The following is a 23,783-nucleotide window of genomic DNA, read 5'->3' on the forward strand; positions in this document are numbered from 1 at the left end:
ATAATTATGGCTCAGAAAATATTAGTTGCAGGAAGCGGAAAAAGCGGCATAGCAGCCGTTAAGCTGATTCTTGAAACCGGAAATGAAGCGATTCTTTATGACAGCAATGCTGCCCTGGACAGGGATGCGCTGGGCAGCCGGTTTGGGGAAGAGGGTAAGGTTGAAATCTTACTGGGAGAACTGAGGAAAGAGGACTTAAAAGGCGTGAATCTCTGCGTCATCAGCCCCGGAATTTCTTTGGAGGCTCCTTTTGTCTCTGTTTTAAAAGAAGAAAATATTCCTGTCTGGAGTGAAATCCAGCTGGCGTTTTACCATGCAAAGGGAAAGCTGGCGGCAATTACGGGAACCAACGGAAAGACCACGACCACAGCCCTGACAGGGGCCATCATGAAGGCTTATTACGATCAGGTGTTTGTGGTGGGAAATATCGGGATTCCCTATACAGAGGAAGCCTTAAAGACGACGGAAGAATCCGTGACAGTGGCAGAGATCAGCAGCTTTCAGTTGGAGACAATTACAGACTTTCGGCCTGATGTCAGCGCTGTCTTAAATATTACGCCGGACCATTTGGACCGTCATAAAACAATGGAATGCTACATAGAAGTGAAAGAAGGCATTGCCTCAAATCAGAGAGAACAGGACTCCTGTGTTTTAAATTACGACGACCCTGTTTTGCGGGATTTTGGGAAAACCTTAAAGCCTAAAGCTGTATATTTCAGCAGCACGAAACTGCTGGATGACGGGTACTGCTTGGATGGGGATGTGATCATCCGCAGCCATGGAGGAGAACGGACCGAAATCGTAAATGTTCACGACCTTCAGCTCCTTGGCCGTCACAACTACGAAAATGTTATGGCTGCCGTTGCCATATCGGCGGAAATGGGAGTTCCTTTGGAAGTGATTCAAAAGGCTGTCTGTGAATTTAAGGCGGTAGAGCATAGAATTGAGTTTGTTGCGGAAAAGGCAGGAGTGAGATATTACAATGACTCCAAGGGAACCAACCCTGATGCGGCTATCCAGGCTATCAAGGCCATGCCCGGCCCGACTCTTCTCATCGCAGGCGGATATGATAAAAATTCCGAATACGATTCCTGGATCGAATCTTTTGAAGGAAAGGTCCGCTACATGGTGCTTCTGGGCCAGACCAGGGAGAAGATCGCAGAGTGTGCGGCCAGACACGGCTTTGACAATGTGATGTATGCAGAGGATATGCAGGAGGCGGTAAGAGTCTGCGCATCCTATGCCAACAGGGGCGATTATGTGCTGTTATCTCCGGCATGTGCAAGCTGGGGAATGTTTAAGGATTATGAACAGAGGGGCGAAATCTTTAAAGAGTGTGTCCGGAAGCTGTAGAAACGGATTGCATGGAAGAATGAAATAAAAGATGGCAAGGAGGAATGACATGGCAGAAAGAAGGCCAGTGAAGAAAAAAAATAAACCCCGCCGTTTTTACGACTACAGCCTCTTGTTTACCGTTATATTCCTGACTGTTTTTGGACTGGTCATGATATACAGCGCCAGTTCCTACGCAGCCCAGATTAAATTCAGCAATGCCGCTTATTTCATGGAGAGGCAGGCCATGATCGCCTTAGGCGGTTTTGTTGTTATGATCATCATATCCAAGATGGATTACCATTGGTACGCTAAGTTCTCCCTGCTGGCCTACGTCCTTTCTTACGTTCTCATGATCGCCGTATCCCTTGTGGGACAGGAGAGGAACGGAAAAAAAAGATGGTTGGGCGTGGGAAGCCTTTCCTTTCAGCCGACAGAATTTGTAAAAATAGCCCTGATCGTCATGCTGGCGGCTATGATCGTTCAGATGGGAAGAAATATCAATACGAGAAAGGGAGTCATGTCAGTGGTCCTTGCTACGGTCCCCATTGCGGGAATTGTAGCTGCCAATAACTTGAGTTCCGGCATCATCATTATAGGAATTGCCTTTGTCATGCTGTTTGTGGCCTGCAAAAAGAAGTGGCCGTTCTTTGCCTGCGGATTTTTTGCAGTGGCTCTTTTAGCATTTGCCGGGCCCATTGCCGAATTTCTGGTGAAGATCAACCTTCTCCACGATTACCAGCTCAGCCGTATTTTAGTATGGCAGGAGCCGGAAGCATACCCCTCTACCGGAGGCTTTCAGGTGCTTCAGGGCCTTTATGCCATTGGCTCCGGCGGTCTGGTGGGAAGGGGACTGGGAGAGAGCATACAGAAGATGGGCTTTGTTCCTGAGGCGCAGAATGATATGATCTTTTCCATCATTTGTGAAGAGCTTGGATTGTTCGGAGCGGTTTCCGTCATCCTGATCTTCCTCTTCATGATTTACCGTTTTATGCTCATTGCAGACAATGCGCCGGACTTAATGGGGTCCCTTCTGGTTGTAGGAGTCATGGGCCACATTGCCATTCAGGTCATTTTGAATATAGCAGTAGTTACCAACACCATACCCAATACGGGAATCACCCTTCCCTTTATCAGCTACGGAGGAACCTCAGTGCTTTTCCTCATGGCGGAAATAGGCATGGTCCTGGGAGTTTCCAACCAGATACGTCTGGAAGTTTGAGTTAAAGTTCTGCCATGCAGAACATCGTGGAACTTGAGCGTATGAGCTTGCTCATTAAGCACAAGTTATACGGTGTTCTATAGGGCGGAATGCCCTCATGAATAATTTGGCGGCCAATTAATTCGGATTTAGATAATAAGTGAGGCCCGCCAAATTATGAATGGCATGGCCGAACTGTAACGATTTTGATGAGATATGAAACCATTCTCTCGCTTTTTACATAGGATAGTATATAAGAAGCCACGGGAGGTAGCGGATTGTCTATCATACAGGTCCAGGGGTTACGGTCTTTAGAAGGTGAGATAAAAGTTCAGGGTTCCAAGAATGCGGTGCTGCCCATAATGGCAGCGGCAGTTCTTCACAAAGGCAGGACAGTGATCCATAACGTCCCCAGGATACAGGATGTGTTCTGTATGCTGGGGATACTTCAGAGCATTGGATGCAGTTGCAGTCTTGACGGCCACAAGCTGACCATTGACGGCGCCTCCCTATCCCAGTCAGAGATTCCGGAGGAATATATAAAGAGCATGAGATCCTCTATCATCCTGTCCGGTCCCCTCCTTGGCAGAACCGGCAGCGCAGTCACCAGCTTTCCCGGCGGCTGTTCCATAGGAAAGAGGCCCATCGACCTGCATTTAATGGCCTTTCGCGCCCTTGGCGCAGGAGTTAAAGAAAAAGGGGATAAGCTGATTGTTTCGGCAAAGAAACTGAAAGGCGCTGACATTTACTTCCCGTTTCCCAGCGTGGGAGCCACGGAGAATGCTCTGATGGCTGCGGTTCATGCAGAAGGGGTCACGGTGATCCATGGCGCTGCAAAGGAGCCGGAAATTAAGTCCCTGTGCAGTTTTTTAAACAACATGGGTGCCAGAATCCACGGAGCCGGGACCTCCAGGCTGGCGGTTACAGGAGTAAAAGAGCTTCACGATTCCGAGTTTACGGTAGCAGGAGACCGGATCGTGGCCGGGACCTACTTAGCGGCTGTTATGGCGGCACAGGGAAGTATTGTACTAAACGGCGTTCTGCCTGAGGATTTAAGGTCTGCCCTTCGTATTGCTGAAAAGATGGGGGCAGAGATCAGGGAGTATGAAAATCATCTGGAGGTATCCATGATGGGGCGGCCTGACAGCATTGATGTGGTGACAGAGCCTTATCCGGGATTTCCTACGGACCTTCAGTCCCAGCTTATGGCTGTTATGGCTGTTTCCAGAGGAACCAGCCGTATTTCTGAGACGATTTTTGAAGGACGGTTTAAGACAGCGGAGGAGCTGCGGCGGCTTGGGGCTGACATTATAGTAAAGGAAAAAAAGGCTGTCATCCATGGACAGCATCCCTTAAAAGGCGGTTTTGTGACAGCCACGGATTTAAGGGGTGGTGCGGCTTTAGTGGTAGCGGGTTTAGCCAGTGAAGGAATAACGGAAATTCACGAATGCCATCACGTTGAGCGGGGATATGAAGATATTTGCCGGGATTTGACCAGTCTTGGGGCAGCAATCAGAGGAATGGAATGAAGGATACAAAAAAGAGCAGAAGAAAAGCAAAATTAATGACAGCAGTATCGGTGCTCCTTTTGGGAGCCGTCTTGTTTTTTTTCCTTCAGATCAAGGAAATCAAGGTGACCGGTAATAAAAAATACACGGCAGAACAGATTGAAAGCCTTTTGTTTCAGGATGGCTGGAGCCGGAATGCGGCTGTATGTTTTTACCGGGACCGGTTTAAGGAGCATGAGCAGATTCCTTTTGTAGAGGATTATAAAATCGTATTCACAAGCCCTTTTAAAGTGGAAGTGATTGTTTATGAAAAATCGGTGGTGGGCTATGTTTCCTATATGGGCAGCTACTTATATTTTGATAAGGACGGGATCGTGGTGGAAAGCTTCAGCGCCCGCTTAGAGGGCATTCCATGGATTGCGGGGCTGAAGTTCGGGCACATTGCCCTCCACCAGCCCCTGCCGGTGGAAGATAGCCGGGTCTTTGATGAAATCCTCACTCTGACCCAGATGCTGTCCACCCATGAGATCACGGTGGATGAAGTCCGTTATGATGCCCATGGCAACGCCAGTTTAACCATCGGGCAGGTCCGGGTGGTTCTTGGAAGCAATGACCAGATGAATGGAAAAATTTCAGAGCTGAAGGACCAATTGCCTGTTTTGGAGGGGCTGTCGGGAACCCTTTATCTGGACACTTATAACGAGGCGGAAACAGTCACTTCTTACCGGTTTGTGAAGGATTCCTGAATTTACATATTTTGCTTGGAATTTTGTTTAAAAAATGGTTGATATTTTTTGGAAAATCAAATATTATATTAGATAGGTTTATACAGTAAGCTGTTTATGGTTAAAGGAGGATATAATCTTGTTGGAGATTAAGATAAATGAGGCGGACAATGCCGCGAGGATTCTGGTAATCGGTGTAGGCGGTGCTGGAAACAATGCGGTCAACCGCATGATAGATGAGAATATAGCTGGTGTGGAATTTCTTGGAATCAATACGGACAAGCAGGCGTTGCAGTTTTGCAAGGCCCCTACTGCTATGCAGATCGGAGAAAAACTGACAAAAGGACTTGGCGCAGGCGCTAAGCCGGAGGTCGGAGAAAAGGCAGCCGAAGAGAATGCGGACGATTTGGCTCAGACCATGAAGGGTGCGGATATGGTATTCGTCACCTGCGGTATGGGCGGCGGTACCGGTACAGGTGCAGCCCCTGTTGTGGCAAAGATCGCAAAGGATATGGGAATCCTGACAGTAGGTGTTGTGACAAAGCCTTTCCGCTTTGAAGCAAAGACCCGTATGACCAATGCCATTGCAGGTATTGAGCGTTTGAAAGAGAATGTGGACACCTTAATTGTCATCCCCAATGACCGTTTGCTGGAAATCGTGGACAGGCGTACTACCATGCCTGATGCTTTAAAGAAGGCCGATGAAGTTCTTCAGCAGGCCGTTCAGGGAATCACTGACTTGATCAATGTTCCCGGCCTCATTAACCTGGATTTTGCCGATGTTCAGACCGTCATGACGGACAAGGGCATTGCACATATCGGAATCGGAAGGGCAAAAGGCGATGAAAAGGCTCTGGAAGCAGTGAAGCAGGCCGTATCCAGCCCTCTTCTGGAAACCACTATTGAAGGCGCTTCCCATGTGATCATCAACATTTCCGGCGATATCAGCCTGATCGAGGCCAATGAAGCGGCCAGCTATGTTCAGGAGATGGCAGGAGATGATGCCAACATCATCTTTGGTGCCATGTACGATGAGAATGCTCATGACGAAGCCAGCATCACAGTCATTGCAACAGGTTTAGAGGACAAGCAGGCGGAAACTCCTGTATCCAGAGTGATGACCAATTTTTCCAATCCTAACTTTAAACAGCCGAAAGCGGTCCCTAACCAGGCCGTAAATCAGGAAGCAGCGGCTACGGCAGCAGCTCCTCAGTACAATCAGAACTATAATCCTAATTACGGAAATGCTAATTATTCCAATCCGGCTTATAATAACCCCAATAATAACAGTGGCGGCTACAACGGCCAGAACCCCAATTACGGAGCTCAGGGCGGTTATACAAGGCCGAATTACCAGGGACAAAACAGCGGACAGGGTGCTGGTCAGCCAGCCGGTCAGCCTTACCGTCCTACGGTGAATAAGGAAGTACAGATCAATATTCCGGATTTTTTGAGAAATAAGAGATAATAAGTATACCCAATAAATAATGAGGCAGGTTCGCGGGAACCTGCCTGTTTTTGAAAGGAGTGGCAGACCATGTTCAAAGAAGAAGCGGACTGGGAACTGTCCGAGGAATACTACGGAGGAAATGGGGAAGAAAAGAAGCTGTCTCTGGAGGACTTTATTTCTGAGTCTGACGCCAGGGAGGAAGGGTTTGGCACAGGCAGTCCTTCTGATGAGCTGTTAAAAAAGACCATTTCAGATGTGCGTCAGGTGCTGGCCCTGGCTCAGAAGGGGAACAGCATTGAAACAATCGCGTCCCTGACCGGGCTCGATGAAAAATACGTTTACGACATCCAGGTCTGCGCCCAGGGATTTCGGGAGGACGATGAAATTGCTGTGGCCCATCTGGTGCTGGGATAAAGGGGGAAGTGTCCATGATGAAAAAGATTTGTCCGGTATGCGACTCTTTGCTTGGCAATACTAATTATTGCAGGCAATGCAGGCGGGTGGTGAGGCAGCCGTTAATGCGCAATGCCGATTATTATTTGAATGAAATGCGCCCTGAATCGCGCTCTGACGGAGAAAAACAGACGGAAAGGAACGCTGTTTTGCAGCAGAAACCTGTTCCCGTTCTGAATCAGTCCCGGACTTCTGCTGCCAGAAAACCGGGAAAGATTTATATTTATGGCGGCATAGCCGCCGGGATATTCCTTATGCTGGTGGTTTCTGCATTTTTTATAGGCATTATGCTTGCAAAGGAGTCCACGGTGGACATCGGGGGCAATTGGGAAGAAGGGTATTACGAAGATTCGGACTATCTGGAATTTGAAGAGGAGGACGTGAAGTCCGCCGGCATATCGTGTACCGGATACCAGCATTTTCCCGTAAACGGAAAAGAAGCTGCCGATGCCATGAACCGTTTTTTCATCGAATCCCACTTTGAATATCAGGTGGAGCGGGAAGAGGCCTATTCAGACAACTATGGCTTTGAAGAGGAGACCGGCGTTGTCACGTATTATCAGACTCTGGAAAGCTTTTACTTTGAGGATGGAGTGGCGGAGGGAGAAGCAGCGGGCGGTGAGGAGTATGTGTACCAGTATGCGGACATAGACTACGATACAGCCACAGGCGAGCTTCATGAGTATTCGTCATTTCTTAATAGCCAGGAAGCGTCTTTCGCCTTTTTGGAGGAGTTTTTAAGGGTTGTAGAGTCTCTGGCCCTCATACCGGAAGAGGAAAGCAGCGTTTCCGGCATCATGGAAAAGGCTAAGGCGGATTTTGCAGAAAACGGTGAGGGTTACGTTTTAGAAGGGCTGTTTTATGTCAGCATTTACCAGGAGGAAGACGGAGTGTCGGTCTTTGTGGAATGCGGAGCTCCCGTGGAAATAGAAGATCAGGAATTATGAGAAATTAAAGGAAGCAAGGAATAGGAGACAGACAGAATGAAGATAAAAGAAATATTGGGCCAGGGAAAGCCAACCCTGTCTTTTGAAATATTTCCTCCAAAAACAGAGGATAAGTATGAGTCTGTAGAACAGGCGGCATCAGAGATCGCAAAGCTGAATCCGGCTTTTATGAGCGTTACATACGGAGCAGGCGGAGGTACCAGCCAGTATACAGTGGATATCGCCTCCGGCGTTTACCGCAATTATAACGTGACGGCTCTGGCTCATTTGACCTGTGTGTCTTCCACAAAGGAAAAGGTCCGCCAGGTCCTTAAGGAATTAAAGGAAGCAGGAATTGAAAATGTGCTGGCTCTCAGGGGAGATATTCCCCCAAATGGCCCGGTAGCCACGGATTACCGTTACGCCTCAGAGCTGATCCGGGATATTAAGGAGACAGGAGATTTCTGCATCGGTGCAGCCTGCTATCCGGAGGGACACGTGGAGTCTGTGAGCAAGACCATTGATATGGATTATTTAAAACAGAAGGTGGAGGCAGGATGTGATTTTGTCACCACGCAGATGTTTTTTGATAACAATATACTGTACAATTATTTGTACCGCATCCGGGAAAAGGGGGTTACGGTTCCAGTGGTGGCAGGAATTATGCCTGTAACCAATGTAAAGCAGATCGCCAGAATCTGCCAGCTTTCCGGAACCTATCTGCCTTCCAGGTTCAAGGCGATTTTAGACCGGTTCGGAGACAATCCGGCGGCCATGAAGCAGGCGGGAATCGCCTATGCCACAGAGCAGATCATTGATCTCATCGCCAACGGAGTGGATGCCATCCACGTCTATTCCCTGAATAAGCCGGATATCGCTTTAAAAATCAAGGAGAACCTCTCTGAGATACTGTGATTTACGTCAAATGGGTCCGGTTCCTTTTTTAGGGTCCGGTCCCATTTTTAAAAGCTGACAGGGAGGAATGGCAATGGAAATCAGCCGGAGAGAAATTCGGAGATATTTAGGATACGGGGGAAATGAAGGGGATGAAACCGTAAATGCCCTGATTGAAGAGTGCTTAAAAGAACTTACAGCCGCAGCCTCTCCCAAAAGCATCAGCAGGGTCTATCCCCTGCGGCTGCTCCCGGATTATGAAATTGATTTTACGGTATTTCAGGCAAAGAGCAGGAACTTATCAAAGAATTTAAAGGACTGCGATCAGGTGATTTTATTTGCCGCAACCCTGGGAGCCGGTGTGGATGTGCTGCTCCATAAGTATACAAAGCTTCAAATGAGCAAAGCTGTGATTATGCAGGCAGCGGCAGCCGCCATGATTGAGGAATACTGCGATGAGGAAAACAGGCTTTTAAAGCAGGAATATGAAGCAAAGGGCCTGTATTTAAGGCCCAGGTTCAGTCCGGGCTACGGGGATTTTCCCCTGGAAAGCCAGAGAAATATCACAGCAGTTTTAGAGACCTCTAAGAGGGTGGGAATCATGCTGACGGACAGCCTTCTCATGACTCCTTCCAAGTCGGTCACCGCCGTGATGGGAGTCAGCAAAAAGCCCCATCTCTGCGATGTGAAGGGCTGCGAGGCGTGTGCAAAGACAGACTGTGCTTATAGAAGAAGCTAGGAACAACAGACGGAGGAACGTATGACAGGGATTTTGGAAGAGATAAAGAAGAGGATTGTATTTTTTGACGGAGGAATGGGAAGCCTTCTCCAGGCCAATGGCTTAAAGCCGGGAGAGCTGCCGGAGACCTGGAATGTCATCCATCCGGAAATCATTACAAAGATCCACCGGGACTATCTGGAGGCAGGGGCGGATATTATCACCACCAATACCTTTGGAGCCAATGGCCTGAAATTCTATCCAGGCGCTGAGTTTGACTTGGAGGATGTGGTGACAGGGGCTTTGAGAAATGCCAAAGAGGCGGTGAAAACGGCTTCTTACCCCTCCGGAAAGGATAAAGGGTACGTCGCTCTTGATATAGGACCTACGGGAAAGCTTTTAAAGCCTTTGGGAGATTTGGACTTTGAAGACGCTTATGAGCTGTTTGCCCAGGCGGTGAGGATTGGAGAACGGGAAGGGGCGGACCTGGTGCTGGTTGAGACCATGAGCGACAGCTATGAGGCCAAGGCGGCTGTTCTGGCTGCCAAGGAAAACTCAAACCTTCCGGTATTTGTGACCATGATCTTCGATGAAAAGGGAAAGCTTCTGACAGGCGGAAATGTGGAGTCCACAGTGGCTCTTTTGGAAGGCCTCGGAGTGGATGCCCTTGGAATCAACTGCGGCCTCGGCCCGGTGCAGATGAAGGGGATTTTATCCGACATCATGAAAGTGGCTTCCGTGCCGGTCATTGTCAATCCCAACGCCGGTCTTCCAAGAAGTGAAGGCGGGCGGACGGTCTATGATATTGACGCCGATGAATTTGCTGTTATCATGAAGGAGATCGTGGACCTGGGGGCCTGTGTGGTGGGAGGCTGCTGCGGAACCACACCGGAGCACATTGAAAAGACTGCCGCCCTCTGCAAGGATTTAACTGCAAAAATGCCGGATAAAAAGAACAGGACTGTGGTGTCCTCTTATGCCCAGGCCGTTGTCATCGGCCGCGATCCGGTCATCATCGGGGAGAGGATCAATCCCACGGGAAAGGCCAAATTCAAGCAGGCTTTGAGAGATCACAACCTGGAATACATTTTAAGAGAGGGAGTTGCCCAGCAGGACAGCGGCGCTCATGTGCTGGATGTCAATGTGGGACTTCCTGAAATCGACGAGCCTTCCATGATGGTGGAAGTGGTAAAGGAGCTTCAGAGCATCATTGACCTTCCTCTCCAGATCGATACTTCCAACATCGAAGCTATGGAAAAGGCCATGAGGATTTACAACGGAAAGCCTTTGATCAATTCCGTAAACGGCAAAAAAGAAGTGATGGATGCCATCTTTCCCCTTGTAAAGCAGTACGGAGGCGTTGTGATCGCTCTTGCCCTTGATGAAGGCGGAATACCGGAGACTGCGGAGGGCAGAATCCAGGTGGCAAAGAAAATATACGCTTATGCAGAGGAGTACGGCATTTCTCCAAAGGATATTGTGATCGATGCCCTTTGTATGACCGTAAGCTCTGACAGCCAGGGTGCCTTGGTCACTTTGGAAACCCTGCGAAGGATCAGGGATGAGCTGGGCGGCAGGACGACTCTGGGAGTTTCCAACATTTCCTTTGGTCTGCCCCAGAGAGAAATCGTCAATGCCACCTTTTTTGCCATGGCACTGCAAAATGGCCTGAGCGCTGCCATCATTAACCCCAATTCAGAGGCAATGATGCGCTCTTATTACAGCTACAGAGCTCTTGCGGACTTAGACCCCCAGTGCAGTGATTACATTGCCGTCTACAGCGGTCAGGTAGCCACTCTGGGAGAGACTGTAAAGCCGGGAAGCGGTTCTGGTACGGGAAATGCTTCCAGTGGTGAGATCACTCTGGCGGAAAGCATTGCCAAGGGCTTAAAAGACAGGGCCCATGCTGCGGTAAAGGAGCTTTTAAAGGAAAAAGAGCCTCTGACCATCATTAACGAAGAGATGATTCCAGCCCTGGACCGGGTGGGAAAGGGCTTTGAAAAGGGGACCGTGTTCCTTCCCCAGCTACTCATGAGCGCAGAAGCGGCCAAGGCTGCTTTTGAGGTCATAAAGGAACAGATGGCTATGAGCGGAACGGCACAGGAGAAAAAGGGCCGCATCATCCTGGCTACGGTAAAAGGTGACATCCACGATATAGGAAAGAACATCGTTAAGGTGCTTCTTGAAAATTACAGTTATGATGTGATCGATCTGGGAAAAGATGTGCCGCCGGAAACCGTGGTGGAAACGGCTGTAAGGGATGGGGTGAATCTTGTGGGCTTAAGCGCACTTATGACCACCACAGTTCCCAGCATGGAAGAGACCATCCGCCAGCTTCGGGCAGAAGCGCCTCACGTAAAGGTGATGGTGGGAGGCGCCGTTTTGACGGAAGAATATGCCAAAACCATAGGGGCTGACCAGTATTGCCGGGATGCCATGGCTTCCGTAAACTATGCGGAAGGATTATTTGCAGGAAAATAAACTTTGAATATACACTTGGAGGTAGAAACACATGGGAAAGATTATATTGACGGGAGACCGCCCCACCGGAAAGCTTCATATCGGCCATTATGTCGGCTCATTAAAGCGCAGGGTGGAGCTGCAGAATTCCGGTGAATTTGACGAAATTTTTATTATGATTGCAGATGCTCAGGCTCTTACGGACAATGCGGACAATCCGGAAAAGGTCCGCCAGAACATCATTGAGGTTGCTCTGGATTACCTTTCCTGCGGGCTGGACCCGAAAAAGTGCACCTTATTCATCCAGTCCCAGATTCCCCAGTTGACTGAGCTGTCCTTTTATTACATGAATCTGGTGACCGTATCCAGACTTCAGCGCAATCCTACTGTGAAGTCCGAGATCGCCATGAGGAATTTTGAAACCAGCATTCCTGTAGGCTTTTTCACCTATCCCATCAGCCAGGCGGCTGATATTACAGCCTTTAAGGCCACGACAGTGCCTGTAGGAGAGGACCAGGAGCCTATGATTGAACAGGCCAGGGAAATTGTGCGCAAGTTCAATTCCATTTACGGCGATGCTTTGGTAGAACCGGATATTCTCCTTCCGGATAATAAAGCCTGCTTAAGGCTTCCGGGAACAGACGGAAAGGCCAAGATGAGCAAGTCCTTAGGAAACTGCATCTATTTATCCGATACAGAAGAAGAAGTGAAGAAAAAGGTCATGAGCATGTATACAGACCCCAACCACATCCAGGTTTCCGATCCGGGACAGGTGGAGGGAAATACCGTATTCACCTATCTCGACGCCTTCTGCAAAGAGGAGGATTTTGAAAAATACCTTCCTGATTACAAGAATTTAGACGAGCTGAAGGATCACTATAAGCGGGGCGGACTGGGCGACGTGAAGGTGAAACGGTTCTTAAACAGTGTTCTCCAGGCAGAGTTAGAGCCTATCCGTCAAAGAAGAAAAGAATATGAGGCCAACATCCCTTACGTATACCAGGTATTAAAGGAGGGAAGCCAGAAAGCGGAATCAGTGGCAGCCCAGACCCTTCAGGGTGTAAAGGAAGCCATGAAGATCAATTACTTTGACGATCTGGGGTTCATTGAAGAACAGGCAAAGAAGTATAAAGGCCAGGAATAAATGCGCCCTTAAAAATTTTCAGGTTAAAAAACAATAATTATTATCGATATTATTTCTTGAAATTTCCAATTAAACGTGCTATGATTAATGCGTGGATTAGTAATAACTAACTCATAAAAAATGTAGAAATAAACCATAATAATCTGGTATAATATAGGAAGCATCCTGCGTGTATTCCATTATACTGAGAACATGGCGGGAATAAAGGAAGCACCCTACGGGAATTCCATTATACCAGAAAACATGGCGAAAAATAGGAAAGGAGATGGATGGTATGTCATTCATTGGAAAAGAAGTAAGTGATTTTAAGGTACAGAGTTTTGCAAACGGAGAATTTAAAGAGGTAACTAAAAAGGATATTCTGGGAAAATGGGCGGTATTCTTCTTCTATCCCGCAGATTTCACCTTTGTGTGCCCCACAGAGCTGGAGGATTTGGCTGATAAGTACGAAGAATTCAAAAAGATCGGCTGCGAAATCTACAGCGTATCCTGTGACACCCATTTTGTCCATAAGGCATGGCATGACGCCTCCAAAACCATTAAAAAGATTCAGTATCCCATGCTGGCAGACCCTACAGGAGCTATTGCCAGAGATTTTGATGTGCTGATCGAATCAGAAGGGCTGGCAGAGAGAGGTTCCTTCATCGTCAATCCGGAAGGAAAGATCGTGGCATATGAGGTGACCGCAGGAAATGTGGGACGAAATGCAGACGAGTTATTCCGCAGAGTACAGGCTTCCCAGTTTGTCCATGAGCACGGCGACGAGGTTTGCCCGGCTAAGTGGCAGCCCGGAGCCAAGACCTTAAAGCCCAGCCTGGACTTGGTAGGTCTACTGTAAAGGTGGGATATGAATGGATGAATTGTATGACGTGGTGATAGTCGGAGCAGGCCCAGCGGGCCTGTCCGCTGCCATTTATGCCGCAAGGGCCAGATTCCGGGTGTTGGTGCTGGAAAAGGAAGCCATAGGCGGCCAGATCACCATCACTTCTGAAATTGTGAACTATCCCGGAATCGGAAAAACCGATGGAAAAGAACTGACAGAGCAGATGCGCAGACAGGTGGAAGCTTTTGGGGCCAGGTTTAAGGTGGCACGGGTCACTGATCTGGATTTGTCCGGGGATATCCGCTTGGTAAAGACGGATAAAGGCGATTTTCAGACCCTGGGAATCGTCCTGGCTCTCGGCGCCAATCCAAGATCCCTTGGCTTTAAAGGGGAAAAGGAATTTAAAGGACGGGGAGTGGCCTACTGCGCTACCTGTGACGGAGAATTCTTTACCGGAATGGATGTGTTTGTAATCGGAGGCGGATTTGCCGCCGCTGAGGAAGCTGTTTTTCTCACCAAGTATGCAAAAAAGGTGACCATCATTGTCCGGGATGAAGATTTTACCTGTGCCGGTGCTGTGGCTGACAAGGCCAAGAATCACGAAAAGATCGAGATTCACTATCAGACGGAAATCGTGGAGGCTGTGGGAGACAGGATGCTCCGGTCCGCGAAGTTTAGGAACAACCAGACCGGGCAGGAGTGGCAGTATGAGGCTTTGGAAGGCCAGTCCTTCGGCATCTTTGTATTTGCCGGTTATGTGCCTGATACGGAGTGGATCAAGGGAAAGCTTCCCCTTGATGACCATGGATATCTGCTGACAGACAGAAACCAGATGACTGAGACGGCAGGCGTTTTCGGAGCCGGTGATGTGTGTGTAAAGGATTTGAGGCAGGTTGTGACGGCTGTTTCCGACGGAGCAGTTGCAGCCACTTCCCTGGAAAAATACGTTTCTGACATCAGCCAAAAGCTGGGTCTTCCCCAGAGAGAGGCTGTTCATGAGACCGTGGTTTCTCAGGAAGCCGGGGCAGAAGAAACGGAGTCTGAGGAAGGCTTTATCTCCTCAGAGATGAAGGGACAGCTAAAGGATTTATTCAGCAGATTCCAGAGTAAGGTGACGGTAAAGGCCCTGCTTGATAAAAGCAGTCTGGCTGGTCAGATGGAGGGCTTTTTAAAGGAGCTTTCCGGAATCTCTGAGCAGGTGGAATGCCTGGTCAGCTGGGAATCGGAAAAAACTGAGGCAGATGAAACCCTTCCGGCTATTGCCGTATTCAAGGAAGACGGCAGTGAATCGGGAATCCGGTTTTATGGAATTCCGGGAGGCCATGAGTTTAATTCCTTTGTCATAGGGCTTTATAACGTGGCAGGACCGGGACAGGCCCTTTCTGCGGACGAACAGTCCCGCATAGAGGCAATCAAAAAGCCTGCCGATATCAAGGTGGCGGTTTCCCTTTCCTGTACCATGTGTCCGACTACGGTCATGGCGGCAGGCCGGATCGCTGCTGAAAATGATATGGTAAAGGTCGAGACCTACGATCTGGCCCTGTATCCTGATCTAAAAGAGAGATACCAGATCATGAGCGTTCCCTGTATTATCATCAATGATGAAACGGTTGAGTTTGGAAAGAAATCCGTAGAGGACCTTCTTTCTATTCTGGAAGCTATTTAAAAGAAAAGGAGAAAAAGCGATGAATTATCTGGAAATTGAGAAAGTAATAGGACGGGAGATCATTGATTCAAGAGGAAATCCTACGGTAGAGGCTGAGGTATACCTTGCCGACGGAACTGTTGGCAGAGGAGCAGCTCCCAGCGGAGCTTCCACCGGTGAATTTGAGGCACTGGAGCTTCGTGACGGGGATAAGACCCGCTTCGGAGGAAAAGGCGTTTCAAAGGCGGTTAACAACATCAACACCGTAATCAATGACACTCTTGTTGGAATGGATGCTTCTGATATTTATGCCATTGACGGAGCCATGATTTCAGCAGACGGGACAAGCGATAAGTCCAAGCTGGGTGCCAACGCCATTCTGGCTGTATCCATTGCCGCTGCAAGAGCAGCAGCCATCAGCCTGGGAGTGCCGTTATACCGCTTCTTAGGCGGAATTACAGGAAACAGGCTTCCGGTTCCCATGATGAACATCTTAAACGGAGGAGCCCATGCAGCCAATACGGTAGACGTTCAGGAATTTATGATCATGCCGACAGGCGCCTCCAGCTTTAAGGAAGGCCTTCGCTGGTGTACAGAAGTATTCCACTGTCTGGCAGGCATTTTAAAATCCAAGGGTCTGGCTACAGCCGTAGGCGATGAGGGCGGCTTTGCTCCTGACGTGGAAAGCGACGAGGCAGCCATTGACTTGATCCTTGAAGCTGTTAAGAAAGCCGGATATGAGCCTGGACGCGATTTTGTCCTTGCTATGGATGCGGCTTCCAGTGAGTGGAAGGGCGCAAATAAGGGAGAGTATATCCTTCCTAAGTGCGGCAAGCATTTCACCTCAGAGGAACTGATCGAGCACTGGAAAAACCTGTGTGAAAAATATCCTATTTATTCTATCGAAGATGGTCTTGACGAAGAGGACTGGGAGGGCTGGCAGAAGCTTACCCAGGCACTTGGAAACAAGATTCAGCTCGTTGGAGACGACTTGTTTGTAACCAATACAGAGCGTTTGAAAAAGGGCATTTTAGAGGGAAGCGGAAACTCTATCCTCATTAAGCTCAATCAGATCGGCTCTGTATCAGAAACCCTTGAAGCCATTAAGATGGCTCACAGCGCAGGCTATACAGCCATCGCTTCCCACCGTTCCGGCGAGACTGAGGACACCACCATCGCAGACCTGGCAGTTGCTTTGAATACATGCCAGATCAAGACGGGAGCTCCCAGCAGAAGCGAGCGTGTGGCAAAATACAACCAGCTTCTCAGAATTGAGGAAGAGCTGGGCAAGGGAGCCGTTTATCCAGGCCTTGATGCCTTTCATATTAAACGGTAATAAGGAATATACTTGACTCTCTTTCAATACAATGAATAGGAAAGACTTCTGCCGGAGGCAGTCCGGCAGGGAATCCAAGTATTTGAAGGGGAGAAAAAAAGATGGCAGAAATAAAGCGTATCAGGTGCGGAAGCGTCAACAGCTATCTGGTAGAGGACCATGGAAGAGCCATTCTTGTGGATACAGGACGGAAAGGTTTTGAAGAAAGAATATTGGCCCAATGCCGTAAAACAAAGGTAGAACTGATCGTGCTCACCCACGGTCACGTGGATCATGTACAGAATGCGGCTTATTTAAAGTCTGTCCTGGGAGTGCCTGCGGCCATGCACAGGGCAGACTTGAGCCTTATAAAAGATAAAAATATAGAACCCTTATGTTATCAGGGGTTTCTGGGAATGGTGGTTGCGGAGATATCTTCTAAAAGCATGGAGACAGACCGCATACCGGAATTTACACCGGAAATCCTCTTAAATGAGGGGGACTGGCTGACGGATTATGGAATCAACGCCAGAGTCATAGAGCTTCCGGGACATACCGGGGGCTCTATTGGGCTTGATATAGATGGAAAAGCTGTGATCGTGGGAGATGCTCTGACCAACATGTTTTATCCCGGCGTTTCCATGACTTATTATGACCGGGAAGCCATGTTAAAAAGTGCGGATAAGATCAGCGCCCTTGGGTCCAGAACGGTATATTTCGGCCATGGCTGCCGGTTGGAGAACCGGGATTGGAGCCGCGGAAATGACGATGCAGAGAGGTAAGGCAGATGGTACGGATTTATCTGGCGCAGTGTGAGGCTGCCCATGGAAGAGAAAAACGGCAGGCAGAGCATTTGCTTGGAAAACGCCTTCTTTATCAGGGGCTTAAGGAAGTGTATGGGATTGTCCCGGAGCCGGAAGATCAGCTTGTGATTTTAAAGGGGGAGCATGGAAAGCCTTACCTGAAGGATTTCTCCCATATTCATTATAATATCAGCCATACAAAGGGCCTGGCGGCCTGCGGGCTGGGAGGAAGCAGCCTTGGAGTCGATGTGGAGCGGATACGGCCCTTTCCGGAAAGTGTTGCGGAAAGGGTTTTTTCGTCTGCGGAAAAGCGCCGTATGAAGGAGCTGCCAGAAAAGGAGCGGGATTCTTATTTCTTTCGCATGTGGACCTTAAAGGAGAGCTATGTGAAAGCCTTGGGCTGCGGAATTACTGTGCCTCTGGCTGATATTTCTGCCGGTTCGGATTCCAGCGCCTTTTTTCACCAGGAAATGCTGGAGGGAGGATATGTGCTCTCAGTCTGTACCTTTGAGGAAGAGGAGATTCAGATTATAAAAGCATGAAAAGGTTTCCCTTCACCAGATGCCATTGAGAAAGGGTTGCCCTATTTTAAAAAGCGTGTTATGATTCCATGGAGAAAAATTGACAGGATGTGGAAAGGACTCTTTGTGGGACAACATGAGCAGACAAAAGAAGAATGGCCTTTTGGCCCTGATCTATATAGGAACCCTCATTATATGCTTTGGCATGGTGCTGGCAATTGGCAGGCTTCATTCCCCGGCGCCGGGAGGGAAGGAATCTTCCGGCTCTTTTTTGGAAGAAGTGCCGGAAAGCCAGGCTGAGAGGCCGGAAGGGGAAGAGACAGAAAAAGCGGACGAAGAAGGGGAAAAAAGAGAAGAATATGAGGAAGGAAAGACATCTCCGGATAAACAGGCAGAGAGAGCCCAAAAGCCGGCAATGCCTTTTCCTGAGGCAGAAGAGGAACAGCCGGAGGTGTATAAGCCTCCGGTCATTGCTGTGATTACAGATATCCATTATCTTTCCCCAACGCTGACCGATTACGGGGAAGCCTTTGAAACCATGTTAAAAGAGGATGACGGAAAGCTGGTCCAGTACACTCCCCAGCTCATGGATGCCTTTACGGCTGATATGGAAAGGCTTGGTCCCTCTGCCGTAATTTTAAGCGGAGACTTAAGCTTAAACGGAGAATTGGAAAGCCACGAAGCCCTGGCACAAAAGCTGAAGATTCTGGAGGAAAAGGGCGTCAAGGTGCTTGTCATACCCGGAAATCACGATATCAATAATTACGCCGCTGCCTCTTATTTCGGCAAAGAAAAGGGTGAGGCCAGGATGGCCGGGCCTGAGGAGTTTTATGAGATTTACCGCCGGTTTGGCTATGACCAGGCCAGAAGTCTTGATGAAGCCTCCTTAAGCTATGTCTATGAGCTGGATGAGAAAAACTGGCTCCTGATGCTGGATTCAGCCCAGTATGAGCCTGTGAACAAGGTGGGAGGGCGCATCACGGAAGAGACTCTGGTCTGGATGAAAGAGCAGTTGGAGGAGGCGAAGCGGGAAGGGGCTTCCTTAATTCCCATCGCCCATCACAACCTGTTAAAGGAGAGCATTCTCTATCCGGTGGACTGTACCTTAGAAAACAGCTATGATGTGGCGGAGCTGTTAGAAAGCTATGAGGTTCCCCTCTATATAAGCGGGCATCTCCATCTGCGAAAAACCAAGAGGAATAAGCTGTCACCGGGAGAGGATGAAAGTGATTTTCGCATCAGTGAGGTGGTTGCCGATGCCTTTCCGGTTGCGCCCTGCAGATACGGTGTGTTAAAGTGGACGGAAAACGGCGGCCTGTCCTATGAAACGAGAGAAACAGACGTGGAGGGCTGGGCCAGACAGCAGGGGATTTCGGATGAAAACCTGCTTTCCTTTAAGGAATATGCTTCCGGTTTTCTAAAGGAGGTAGTCAGCCGCCAGATATATGACCGGCTTCGCAATCTGCCGGAGGAGCAGATGCAGAAGATGGCGGACCTTTACGGAGATATAAACAGGGATTACTGTGCGGGAATTCCGGTTGATGCAAAGGCAGTGCGGTCCGGGGAGGCGTTCCGCCTGTGGCAGAGAAACCTGCCTGACAGCAGACTTTTTGTCGAGATTGATGAGATTTTAAGGGATACGGGGCGCGATCATAATCAGTGGCAGTATGAACCCTCTTTACAATGTATTTCATATCGTGATATAATGGTGAAATAATATTACATGAAATGAGGGAAATGTTGTTTATGCAGGAAAATATCAGCGTGTCCGGTGTTCTCTGTTCATCTTATGATTCGCTTTTTGAGGCGGAAAAAAAGATTGCGGATTATATTTTAGGGCATAAGAGTGAAATCATTGACATGACGGTGGCGGAACTGGCCCTGGCAAGCGGTACAAGCGATGCCACGGTGTCCAGGTTCTGCAGAAGATGCGGTTTTAACGGCTTCCATCATCTAAAAATCAATCTGGCAAAAGAAGTGGCTGAGGAACGGGGGAATTCCATTGAGGTTTCCAATGACATCAGCCGTGACAACATTGCCCAATCCCTCCAGAATATTCTTGCCAATAAGGTGGCGGAGCTGACCCAGACCATATCCATGATGGAGGAGGGGAACCTGGAAAAGATTTTAAGGGTGATTGAACAGGCCAGGATGGTGCAGCTCGTGGCCGTGGGAAATACCACTCCCGTTGCCTTAGATGGTGCTTTTAAGTTCAATCAGTTGGGAATTCCCGCTGTGTCAGGGTCTATCTGGGAAACCCAGGTGGCTTATACCTGCAATTTAAGGGCAGAGGATGCAGTCATCATCATATCCAATTCCGGATTTTCCAAACGCCTTATGACTCTTGTGGCAGTGGCAAAGGAAAACCATGTAAAAACTATAGCGATCACAAACAATGCCTCCTCCCCCCTTGGAAAAGTGTGTGACTTTCACATTACAACGGCTACAAGGGAGAAGCTTCTTCTGGGAGAATTCTGTTTCTCCAGGGTGACGGCCACTGCTGTGATTGAAATATTATATTTGTTTTTATCTGTCAGCATAAAGGATTCCCATGACCGCATCAGGCGCCATGAGATCACTATTTCCGACGATAAAACATGAAAGAAATGCTCCCTGGGTACGGCATACTGCAGCATGACCTTGAAGGGAGCTTTTTTTATTCAGAAAAACCGGGGGAAGAGTGCAGTTTGCATAAAAAAATGCAAGATATCTTTCGAATGCTTTTCAAGGATTGGATAAAATGCTGAAATGACACAAGAAATATTTTTTCTTGTGTAAACGTATTGACGAAATGAAGAAATCGTATTATATTATAAACAGGATAAGAAATAAAATTTTATATATTAAAGGAGGGGTGATATATGATTTACACCGTAACATTTAATCCTGCCCTGGATTATGTCATAAAGGTGGACCAGTTCACGTTGGGAGCGGTCAACAGAACCGAGCAGGAAAACATCTATTATGGCGGAAAAGGGCTGAATGTATCTGCGGTTTTGGCGGCTTTGGGGTATGAAAATACCGCCCTGGGTTTTGTGGCTGGATTCACCGGACGGGAGATCGAACAGGGAGTAAAGAGCCTTGGATTTCAGTCGGATTTTATCCGGGTGGAAAAGGGAATGTCCAGAATCAATGTAAAGCTGAAATCCAGGGAAGAGACAGAGATCAACGGCATGGGGCCTGAGATCACTGCCCAGGATGTAAATCTGCTTTTTGAGAAACTGGATCGTTTAAAAGAGGGAGATATACTGATTTTATCCGGCAGCATTCCCAAATCCATTGATGATGACATCTATGAGAGGATTATGAAGCAGTTAGACGGAAGGGGAGTCCGTATTGCTGTGGATGCGACGAAAGATTTGCTGGCCAATGTGCTTTCTTACCATCCATTTTTAATCAAGCCAAACAATCACGAACTAGGGGAGATGTTCGGAGTGGTGCTTCACGGAGAAGATGAAATTATCAGTTATGGAAAACTTCTTCAGGAGCGGGGGGCTAGAAATGTTCTGATCTCTATGGCAGGAGACGGTGCTATTCTCATTACTGAAGACAAAGAGGTTTACCGGATGGGGGTTCCCAAGGGTAAAGTAAAGAATTCTGTAGGCGCCGGGGATTCCATGGTGGCAGGATTCATTGCCGGTTACCTGGAAAATGGAAGCTATGAGCATGCTCTGCGCCTTGGAAGCGCTGCAGGAAGTGCCAGCGCCTTTTCAGAAGGGCTTGCAGGCAGGGAGGATATTATGAAACTGTATGAGGAATTGTTAAAGGAGGGCTTTTAATGAAGATTACGGAACTGCTTAAAAAGGAAAGCATTGAACTGGATGTAAAGGTTTCCAATAAAGGGGAAGCCATTGACCGTCTGGTGGAGTTGATGGACGCCGGAAAAAGGCTGAAAGATAAGGCCGGTTACAAGGAAGGCATTTTGGCGAGAGAAGCCCAGGGCAGCACTGCGGTGGGAGATGGAATTGCCATTCCTCATGCCAAGGTAGCCGCTGTGAAGGAGCCGGGCCTTGCTGCCATGGTGGTGCCGGAGGGCGTGGATTATGAAGCTTTTGACGGTTCTCTTGCCAATCTGATTTTCATGATCGCAGCACCGGCTGACGGAGCTGATGTTCATCTGGAGGCACTGGCCAGATTATCCACTCTGCTTATGGACCCTGATTTTAAGGGCGACCTGGTGAAAGCTGCATCAAAGGAAGAGTTTTTCCAGTTGATTGATGACAAGGAATCAGAGCGTTACGGAAAGAAAACGGAAGAAAAACCAGCAGAGCCTTCAAAAGCTGCTGCCGGATACCGGATTCTGGCCGTTACTGCCTGCCCAACCGGAATCGCCCATACCTTCATGGCTGCTGAGAACTTAGAACAGCAGGGCAAGAAGCTGGGAATCTCCGTTAAGGTGGAGACAAACGGAGCGGAAGGAATCGGAAATCCTCTGACAAGAGATGAAATCGCAGCAGCGGATGGAATCATCGTGGCGGCTGATAAGAACGTGGATATGGGCCGTTTTGACGGAAAGCGGGTAGTGGTAGCTTCTGTTTCAGACGGAATCCACAAGGGAGAAGAGCTGATAAAGCGGGCCTCCAGCGGGGAAGCACCGGTTTACCACCACACAGGAGGAACCAGCTCTTCCTCAGAGAACAGCGGAAGCCAGGATGGAATAGGCCGTTCTATTTATAAGCATTTGATGAACGGTGTATCCCATATGCTTCCCTTTGTTATCGGCGGAGGAATCTTAATCGCATTGGCGTTCCTGTTCGATGATTATTCCATTGATCCCGGCAATTTCGGTAAAAACACTCCTTTGGCAGCTTATTTAAAGACTGTGGGAGAGCAGGCCTTTGGCATGATGCTTCCTGTTTTGGCAGGATATATTGCCATGAGCATTGCGGACCGTCCCGGTCTGGCGGTGGGCTTTGTAGGCGGACTTATTGCTAAAATGGGTTCCACCTTTGCAAATCCCGGAGGCGGAGATGTGAATTCCGGTTTCCTTGGAGCGCTTTTGGCCGGTTTTATCGGCGGATACATTGTGATTCTGCTGAAAAAGCTTTTTTCCAAGCTTCCAAGATCTCTGGAAGGAATCAAGCCGGTTCTTTTATATCCTCTGATCGGTATCTTGCTGGCCGCAGTTGTGACCACCTTTATCAATCCATTCGTAGGAGGCATCAACGATGCCATGACCAACGGATTAAACAGCATGGGAGGCAGCAGCAAGATTCTTCTCGGCATCGTATTGGGAGGCATGATGTCTGTGGATATGGGCGGCCCAGTGAATAAGGCAGCTTACGTATTTGGAACAGCCCAGCTTGCAGAAGGAAACTTTGACATTATGGCGGCAGTTATGGCAGGCGGTATGGTATCTCCTATTGCAATTGCCCTTTGTACTACATTTTTCAAGAAGAAATTTACAGAAAAAGAGCGCCAGTCCGGCCTGGTTAACTATATTATGGGACTGTCCTTTATATCAGAGGGTGCCATTCCTTTTGCAGCCGCTGATCCGATCAGGGTGATTCCTTCCTGTATCGCAGGCTCTGCAGTGGCCGGAGGGCTTTCCATGGCTCTTGGCTGTACTCTGCGGGCGCCTCACGGCGGTATCTTCGTACTTCCTACCATTGGAAATCCCTTTGGATATCTGATGGCTATTGTAATCGGGTCTGTGGCCGGCTGTCTTGTGCTGGCAGTTCTGAAAAAGAACAGAGAGACAGAATAAATAGTTTCTGAACCCTTGGGATACGCTTTGATCCGGTTTTAACAGACCGGATCAAGGCGTATTTTTTGGATTCCGGGAAAAGGCTTTACAACCCCTCTGCTGTGGGCTATACTTAAGAAAGATTGCAGAAAACCGGGTGACTTCCTGATTCAGTATGA

Annotated in this window: 20 protein-coding genes; all 20 read left to right on the forward strand. The window is 48.5% G+C overall.

Features of this window, described 5'->3' with window-relative positions:
- The 20 genes from murD (at position 1) to QM657_RS12145 (ending at position 23,625) form a co-directional block, all read left to right on the forward strand.
- Positions 1 to 1,353, forward strand: coding sequence for a UDP-N-acetylmuramoyl-L-alanine--D-glutamate ligase (murD, locus tag QM657_RS12050; RefSeq protein ID WP_415066964.1), 1,353 nt, complete (start codon positions 1 to 3; stop codon positions 1,351 to 1,353).
- 49 nt (positions 1,354 to 1,402) lie between these two features.
- Positions 1,403 to 2,554: an FtsW/RodA/SpoVE family cell cycle protein gene (locus QM657_RS12055; protein ID WP_415066910.1), complete on the forward strand. Its 1,152-nt coding sequence runs from the start codon at positions 1,403 to 1,405 to the stop codon at positions 2,552 to 2,554.
- 257 nt (positions 2,555 to 2,811) lie between these two features.
- Positions 2,812 to 4,062 carry a UDP-N-acetylglucosamine 1-carboxyvinyltransferase gene (murA, locus tag QM657_RS12060; RefSeq protein WP_415066911.1) on the forward strand — a complete coding sequence of 417 codons (1,251 nt, stop codon included), beginning with the start codon at positions 2,812 to 2,814 and terminating at the stop codon, positions 4,060 to 4,062.
- Entirely contained in the window at positions 4,059 to 4,787 is a 729-nt protein-coding gene (locus tag QM657_RS12065) for a cell division protein FtsQ/DivIB (RefSeq protein ID WP_415066912.1), read from the forward strand. The genes murA and QM657_RS12065 overlap by 4 nt, the downstream gene beginning before the upstream one ends.
- A gap of 118 nt (positions 4,788 to 4,905) precedes the next feature.
- Complete coding sequence (gene ftsZ, locus QM657_RS12070; RefSeq protein ID WP_415066913.1) at positions 4,906 to 6,234, forward strand: cell division protein FtsZ; 1,329 nt, start codon at positions 4,906 to 4,908, stop codon at positions 6,232 to 6,234.
- A gap of 69 nt (positions 6,235 to 6,303) precedes the next feature.
- Positions 6,304 to 6,630 (forward strand): hypothetical protein, encoded by a 327-nt coding sequence (locus tag QM657_RS12075; protein WP_415066914.1) that lies wholly within the window; start codon positions 6,304 to 6,306, stop codon positions 6,628 to 6,630.
- 14 nt (positions 6,631 to 6,644) lie between these two features.
- A complete protein-coding gene (locus tag QM657_RS12080; RefSeq protein WP_415066915.1) occupies positions 6,645 to 7,616 on the forward strand; it encodes a hypothetical protein in 972 nt (323 codons plus the stop codon).
- A gap of 36 nt (positions 7,617 to 7,652) precedes the next feature.
- On the forward strand, positions 7,653 to 8,510 hold the full coding sequence (metF, locus tag QM657_RS12085; protein ID WP_415066916.1) for a methylenetetrahydrofolate reductase [NAD(P)H]: 858 nt from the start codon (positions 7,653 to 7,655) through the stop codon (positions 8,508 to 8,510).
- Positions 8,511 to 8,583: 73 nt separating this feature from the next.
- A complete protein-coding gene (locus tag QM657_RS12090) occupies positions 8,584 to 9,228 on the forward strand; it encodes a vitamin B12 dependent-methionine synthase activation domain-containing protein (protein WP_415066917.1) in 645 nt (214 codons plus the stop codon).
- Between the two features lie 21 nt (positions 9,229 to 9,249).
- The gene (locus tag QM657_RS12095; protein WP_415066918.1) at positions 9,250 to 11,688 is read left to right on the forward strand and encodes a homocysteine S-methyltransferase family protein; all 2,439 of its coding nucleotides are present in this window, start codon (positions 9,250 to 9,252) and stop codon (positions 11,686 to 11,688) included.
- A 31-nt stretch (positions 11,689 to 11,719) separates the two neighbouring features.
- Positions 11,720 to 12,811, forward strand: a complete 1,092-nt coding sequence (trpS, locus tag QM657_RS12100) for a tryptophan--tRNA ligase (RefSeq protein ID WP_415066919.1) — start codon at positions 11,720 to 11,722, stop codon at positions 12,809 to 12,811.
- 274 nt (positions 12,812 to 13,085) lie between these two features.
- Positions 13,086 to 13,649 (forward strand): alkyl hydroperoxide reductase subunit C, encoded by a 564-nt coding sequence (gene ahpC, locus QM657_RS12105; protein WP_415066920.1) that lies wholly within the window; start codon positions 13,086 to 13,088, stop codon positions 13,647 to 13,649.
- A 13-nt stretch (positions 13,650 to 13,662) separates the two neighbouring features.
- Positions 13,663 to 15,300: an FAD-dependent oxidoreductase gene (locus QM657_RS12110; protein WP_415066921.1), complete on the forward strand. Its 1,638-nt coding sequence runs from the start codon at positions 13,663 to 13,665 to the stop codon at positions 15,298 to 15,300.
- A 19-nt stretch (positions 15,301 to 15,319) separates the two neighbouring features.
- On the forward strand, positions 15,320 to 16,615 hold the full coding sequence (gene eno / locus QM657_RS12115) for a phosphopyruvate hydratase (protein ID WP_415066922.1): 1,296 nt from the start codon (positions 15,320 to 15,322) through the stop codon (positions 16,613 to 16,615).
- Positions 16,616 to 16,716: 101 nt separating this feature from the next.
- Positions 16,717 to 17,376, forward strand: a complete 660-nt coding sequence (locus QM657_RS12120; RefSeq protein WP_415066923.1) for an MBL fold metallo-hydrolase — start codon at positions 16,717 to 16,719, stop codon at positions 17,374 to 17,376.
- 5 nt (positions 17,377 to 17,381) lie between these two features.
- Positions 17,382 to 17,939, forward strand: coding sequence for a 4'-phosphopantetheinyl transferase family protein (locus QM657_RS12125; protein ID WP_415066924.1), 558 nt, complete (start codon positions 17,382 to 17,384; stop codon positions 17,937 to 17,939).
- A gap of 115 nt (positions 17,940 to 18,054) precedes the next feature.
- A complete protein-coding gene (locus QM657_RS12130; protein WP_415066925.1) occupies positions 18,055 to 19,635 on the forward strand; it encodes a metallophosphoesterase in 1,581 nt (526 codons plus the stop codon).
- Positions 19,636 to 19,664: 29 nt separating this feature from the next.
- Complete coding sequence (locus QM657_RS12135) at positions 19,665 to 20,519, forward strand: MurR/RpiR family transcriptional regulator (protein ID WP_415066926.1); 855 nt, start codon at positions 19,665 to 19,667, stop codon at positions 20,517 to 20,519.
- Positions 20,520 to 20,779: 260 nt separating this feature from the next.
- Positions 20,780 to 21,697, forward strand: a complete 918-nt coding sequence (gene pfkB / locus QM657_RS12140; protein WP_415066927.1) for a 1-phosphofructokinase — start codon at positions 20,780 to 20,782, stop codon at positions 21,695 to 21,697.
- Positions 21,697 to 23,625, forward strand: coding sequence for a fructose-specific PTS transporter subunit EIIC (locus QM657_RS12145; protein ID WP_415066928.1), 1,929 nt, complete (start codon positions 21,697 to 21,699; stop codon positions 23,623 to 23,625). The genes pfkB and QM657_RS12145 overlap by 1 nt, the downstream gene beginning before the upstream one ends.
- The last annotated feature ends 158 nt before the right edge of the window (positions 23,626 to 23,783 follow it).

Source organism: Lacrimispora sp., assembly GCF_047605665.1.
Taxonomy (GTDB): Bacteria; Bacillota; Clostridia; order Lachnospirales; family Lachnospiraceae; genus Lacrimispora.